This is a genomic window from Streptomyces torulosus (genome assembly GCF_001419765.1).
Lineage (GTDB): Bacteria > Actinomycetota > Actinomycetes > Streptomycetales > Streptomycetaceae > Streptomyces > Streptomyces torulosus.
On record NZ_LIRK01000550.1, the window covers coordinates 1 to 4,434 of the forward strand.

The window sequence follows — 4,434 nt, forward strand, 5'->3', positions numbered from 1 at the left end:
GGTCGTCGAAGCCGACCACGGAGACGTCGGCCGGGACGCGTCGCCCGGCCTCCCGCAGGGTGCGCAGCGCCCCCGCCGCCATGTTGTCGTTGGAGGCGAACACCGCGTCCAGGTCGGGGTGTCGCAGCAGCAGCGCGGCCATGACCGCGGCCCCGCTGGGCTCCGTGAAGTCGCCCTCGTTCGGCGGGAACGGTTCGAGGCCGGCGGCCAGCATGGCGTCCCGGTAGCCGCGGTACCGCGCCCGGCCCACCTCGGTGTCCAGCCGCCCGCAGATCACGGCCACCCGGGTCCGGCCCCGGGAGAGCAGGTACTCCGTCGCCTCGCGCGCCCCGCCGGTGTTGTCGACGTCCACGTACCAGCGGGGAGCCGAGCCGACGGGGCGGCCCCCGAACACCACGGGCATCTCCGCCTCGTCGGCCGTCCGCGCCAGCGGATCGTTCTCGCGCAGCGCCATCAGCATCACCCCGTCGGCACCCTTGCCGCGGAGGAGTTCCTCCACGCGTCTGCGGCCCCGGTCGGTCGCGGCCAGGCACAGCATCAGATGCAGGTCGGCCTCCTCCAGCGCCGCCGACGCCCCCACGATCACCTGGGCGAAGAACGGATCCGCGAAGATCGAGGGATCCTCGCCGGAGACGACCAGGGCGGCCGCGCCCGTCTGCCGGGTGGCCAGCGCGCGGGCGGTCGGGTTGGGCACGTAGCCGAGTTCCCGGACGGCCCGCTCCACGGCCTCGCGTTTCACCTGGCTGACGTGCGGCGCGTTGTTGAGGACGCGGGAGGCCACCGAGCGGGAGACGCCCGCGAGTTCGGCCACGGCCTCGAGTGTGGGCTGCCGACGCGGCGGATCGTCCGCCATGACCATGTGCCTCTCCCCCCTGACCGAAAACTGGGAGCGCTTCCGGTCACAGCGACCGTAGAGCGTCGAACTCACCCTGTACAGAGGGGGTTTCACACCTCGACTCTTGACAGTTCTACCAGCCAGCCACACGATACCGAGCACACCCCAAAGGTTCTCAGCACCTTCCGCACTACTGGAAGCGCTTCCAATGGGAGCGCTCCCACTCCCCTTCTGGGCACGTCGAACCACGCACTTCCTCAGCGCGTCGCACGCTCGGGACGAGAGCGCGCGCCGCACCCCTGCCAGGAATCCGAGGTGAAGTCATGCGCCGCAGGCTCCGCGTCCTGATGGCAGCGCTCTGCGCTCTGCCGCTCGCGCTCACCGTCGCCCCCTCCGCCCATGCCGCCGACCCGACCGGCATGACCAGCGGGTTCTATGTGGACCCCGACTCCAGCGCGAAGCGGTGGGTCGCGGCCAACCCCCGTGACGGCCGGGCGTCGGCGATCAACAATTCCATCGCCAACACCCCGATGGCCCGCTGGTTCGGCTCGTGGAGCGGCTCGATCGGCTCCGCCACCAGCTCGTTCACGGGCGCCGCGGACAGCCGGGACAAGCTGCCCATCCTCGTCGCGTACAACGTCTACAACCGCGACTACTGCGGCGGGCACTCGGCGGGCGGCGCCTCCTCGCCGTCCGCCTACGCGAGCTGGATCTCCCAGTTCGCCGGCGGTATCGGCAACCGTCCGGCCCTGGTGATCCTGGAGCCGGACTCCCTCGGGGACTACGGCTGCATGAACCAGGCGCAGATAGCCGAGCGCCAGAGCATGCTCAGCGGCGCCGTCTCCCAGTTCAGCCGCCAGGCCCCCAACACCTGGGTCTACATGGACGCCGGCAACCCCGCCTGGACGGACGCCGCGACCATGGCCAAGCGGCTGCACGAGGCAGGCGTGCGGCAGGCCCACGGCTTCTCGCTGAACATCTCCAACTACCTCACCACGGGCGAGAACACCGCCTACGGCAACGCGGTGAACAGGGAGCTCAGTGCCCGCTACGGCTACACCAAGCCGTTCGTCGTGGACACCAGCCGCAACGGCAACGGCTCCAACGGCCAGTGGTGCAACCCGTCGGGCCGCCGGATCGGCCCGGCCACGCAGATGGGCGGCGGCGCCGAGATGCTGCTGTGGATCAAGGTGCCGGGCGAGTCGGACGGCAACTGCGGTGTCGGATCCGGTTCCTCGGCCGGTCAGTTCCTGCCCGAGGTCGCCTACAAGATGATCTACGGCTACTGATCGCGGTCGGCGATCGCGGCCATGGCTCGCGACCGCCGGCCCAGGACTCCCGTGGCCCGGTTCGCTCGCCCCGCGACCGGGCCACGGGGCTCGCCGTCAGCGCGCGGAGGTCTCCTCCAGTTTCTCGAAGAAGAACTCGTGCTTCAGGAAGGAGACGTCGTACTCGTGGCCGGACTGGGGCGGCAGCAACTGCGACGCCTGGAACAGGCGCCACCCGTCGAGCAGCGCGTCGAGCCCCGTGCCGTAGGGCGGTTCGTCGCTGTCACCGGCCGTGGGGCGGGTCCGGCCGGTCCCGTCGTAGCGGGACCAGCCGACGACCGGGGAGTCGAGCGCCGAGGTCGACAGATAGAGGACCAGGACCTGCTGCCTCATGCGTGGCTCCTCAGGGCGGGCCGGTTGCTGACGCGGGTGACCCAGTACTCGATGTCGAACGACGGATCTACGGTCAGGGCCCGCCACAGCAGGGCCCGGTTGTGGATCTCCAGTCGGCCGGTGGCCTGCTCGTACCACGGGAAGTGGGTGTCCAGCTCCGCGGTGACGGCCGGGTCGTGCAGGTCGGCGGTGTCCCACAGGCGCACCTGCGGCACGGTCGGGTTGAGGCGCAGCTTGTACATGTAGCGACGGCGGGCGGTGTCGTTGCGGCGGCCGCCGTGCCAGATGCCGTGGTGCACGAGGACGACCGTGCCCGCCGGGCAGGTCAGTCGGGTCTGGCCGCGCAGGTTCTGGACGCGGCCGATGTCCGTCTCGTTGATCCTGCGCAGATGGCTGCCGGGCACGCTGAGCGTGCCGCCCATCTCGGCGGTCACCTCGTGCGGGTAGTACATGAGCTGGATGTCGAAGGCGTCCGGCCGTACGTCGATGATCGCGTCCGCGTGGAGGTCCTGGGCGTGGCCCTCATGGGGTTCGCGGACGTGCACGGCGTGGTGGTCGACGGTCGGTCCGGGTCCGACCAGGCTCTCCACGGCACCGGCGACGACGGGCAGGTCGAGCAGTTCGCGGCCGAAGGTGCCGGGTGGGAACGCCTCGCTCAGCGGGGTGCCGTAGGGCACGCCGGGCAGGCCCTCGGCGAGTGCGGCGATGGCCCGTTCGTTGGTCTCCCGCGGCACCACCCCGTCCAGGCGCAGGAATCCCTGCGCGACGAAGCGGGCCACCTGGACCGAGGTCAGGAGGTGCTTGCTGGTTGGCATACGACGAACGTACGGGCCCCGTGCCGCCCTGTAGTGGGCTGAAATCGTCCTGTGGTGGTCGTTTTCCATGATCGGTGCGGCGGCGGGACGGCGATCGGTGCAACCTTTTCCGCGCCGACGGTGTGGATGTCGGTGAACGACCGTCCATCCCTACGAGGAGCAGCGCCATGACCGACCAGATGCCGCAGGTACCCGATGTGACACCACTGAGAACCGATGTGACGCCGCACAGCCCCGACGTGACGCCGAAGCGGCTGGGCGGACGGGGCGCGCTCGTCGCCCTCGGAGTGGTGGCGGGCCTGCTCGTCGGCACGGGCGTCACCTGGTGGGCCGTGGCCGGCGGGGACGACGCCATGAGCCATGTCGAGGTCTCCGGCGGGAAGCTCGCGAAGGAGAGGAACGACCTCCTCGACGAGGGCGAACAGTGCGACGACCGAGACGAGTTCGACTACAACGACTGCGACGCGAGCACGACGTACAGCTTCGACTACGAGATCACCAACAAGGGCGGTGAACCCGCCAACTACACCGTGATCGTCAACGGGTTCGACGACGACGGGGACTTCGTGGGCCAGGCGTACGTCAGCTCCACCCATCTCGGACCGGGCGAGACCGACTCCGCCGAGGGCGACTTCGACGAGTACGTGGAGCTGGCGGACAAGCACACCCTGGCCGACATCGACTCCCTCCGGGTCGCCCATGTCGAACGGCTGTCCCTCGCCAACTGACCTGCACCGTGAGGCCGTTCGTCCCGGCCTCGGCCCACGACGTGCCGGTGGGCGCCTCCGCGCGGGAGGCGCCCACCGCCGTGGTCTACGCGGTGCGGCCCGCCTGCCGGGGGCTTCCGCTGTGTCCCACGAACCCCACGAACCGCGCCCATTCCTCGCGGCCGACCGCGAAGTGAGGGAGGGCCAGGTCCTTGGAGTCCCGTACGCACACGGCCCGCCGGGTGAGGGCGACTTCGACGCAGCTGTCACCCTGACTACCGCTGTAGCTGGACTTGAACCACGCCAGTTCCGTCGTGCTCATAGGTCTAGTTCCCCTCGGAGTCGCTCCAGCAGCGCCCGGGAATCCTTGGCGTTCAGGGCCTGCGAGCGCAGTGTGATGCCCCTATGGATGTCAA

General features: G+C 70.1%; 6 protein-coding genes. 2 read left to right on the plus strand and 4 right to left on the minus strand.

Annotated elements, in window-relative coordinates:
* Window positions 1–853, minus strand: an 853-nt coding sequence (locus tag AOK23_RS32910) for a LacI family DNA-binding transcriptional regulator (RefSeq protein ID WP_206336361.1), incomplete at its 3' end; no start/stop codon positions are given.
* A gap of 305 nt (window positions 854–1,158) precedes the next feature.
* Here AOK23_RS32910 and AOK23_RS32915 point away from each other — a divergent pair.
* Entirely contained in the window at window positions 1,159–2,124 is a 966-nt protein-coding gene (locus tag AOK23_RS32915; protein ID WP_055716203.1) for a glycoside hydrolase family 6 protein, read from the plus strand.
* Window positions 2,125–2,220: 96 nt separating this feature from the next.
* On the opposite strand, the gene AOK23_RS32920 is transcribed toward AOK23_RS32915, so the two are convergent.
* Together AOK23_RS32920 and AOK23_RS32925 are read right to left on the minus strand one after the other, a co-directional pair.
* On the minus strand, window positions 2,221–2,496 hold the full coding sequence (locus tag AOK23_RS32920; protein ID WP_055716204.1) for a hypothetical protein: 276 nt from the start codon (window positions 2,494–2,496) through the stop codon (window positions 2,221–2,223).
* Window positions 2,493–3,311, minus strand: coding sequence for a phytanoyl-CoA dioxygenase family protein (locus AOK23_RS32925; RefSeq protein ID WP_206336360.1), 819 nt, complete (start codon window positions 3,309–3,311; stop codon window positions 2,493–2,495). The genes AOK23_RS32920 and AOK23_RS32925 overlap by 4 nt, the downstream gene beginning before the upstream one ends.
* Before the next feature lie 167 nt (window positions 3,312–3,478).
* On the opposite strand from AOK23_RS32925, the gene AOK23_RS32930 reads away from it, so the two are divergent.
* Entirely contained in the window at window positions 3,479–4,039 is a 561-nt protein-coding gene (locus AOK23_RS32930) for an FxLYD domain-containing protein (RefSeq protein ID WP_055716205.1), read from the plus strand.
* An 85-nt stretch (window positions 4,040–4,124) separates the two neighbouring features.
* Here the strand turns inward: AOK23_RS32930 and AOK23_RS32935 are convergent, their stop codons facing one another.
* Window positions 4,125–4,340 (minus strand): DUF397 domain-containing protein, encoded by a 216-nt coding sequence (locus AOK23_RS32935; RefSeq protein WP_055716206.1) that lies wholly within the window; start codon window positions 4,338–4,340, stop codon window positions 4,125–4,127.
* Window positions 4,341–4,434 lie beyond the last annotated feature (94 nt).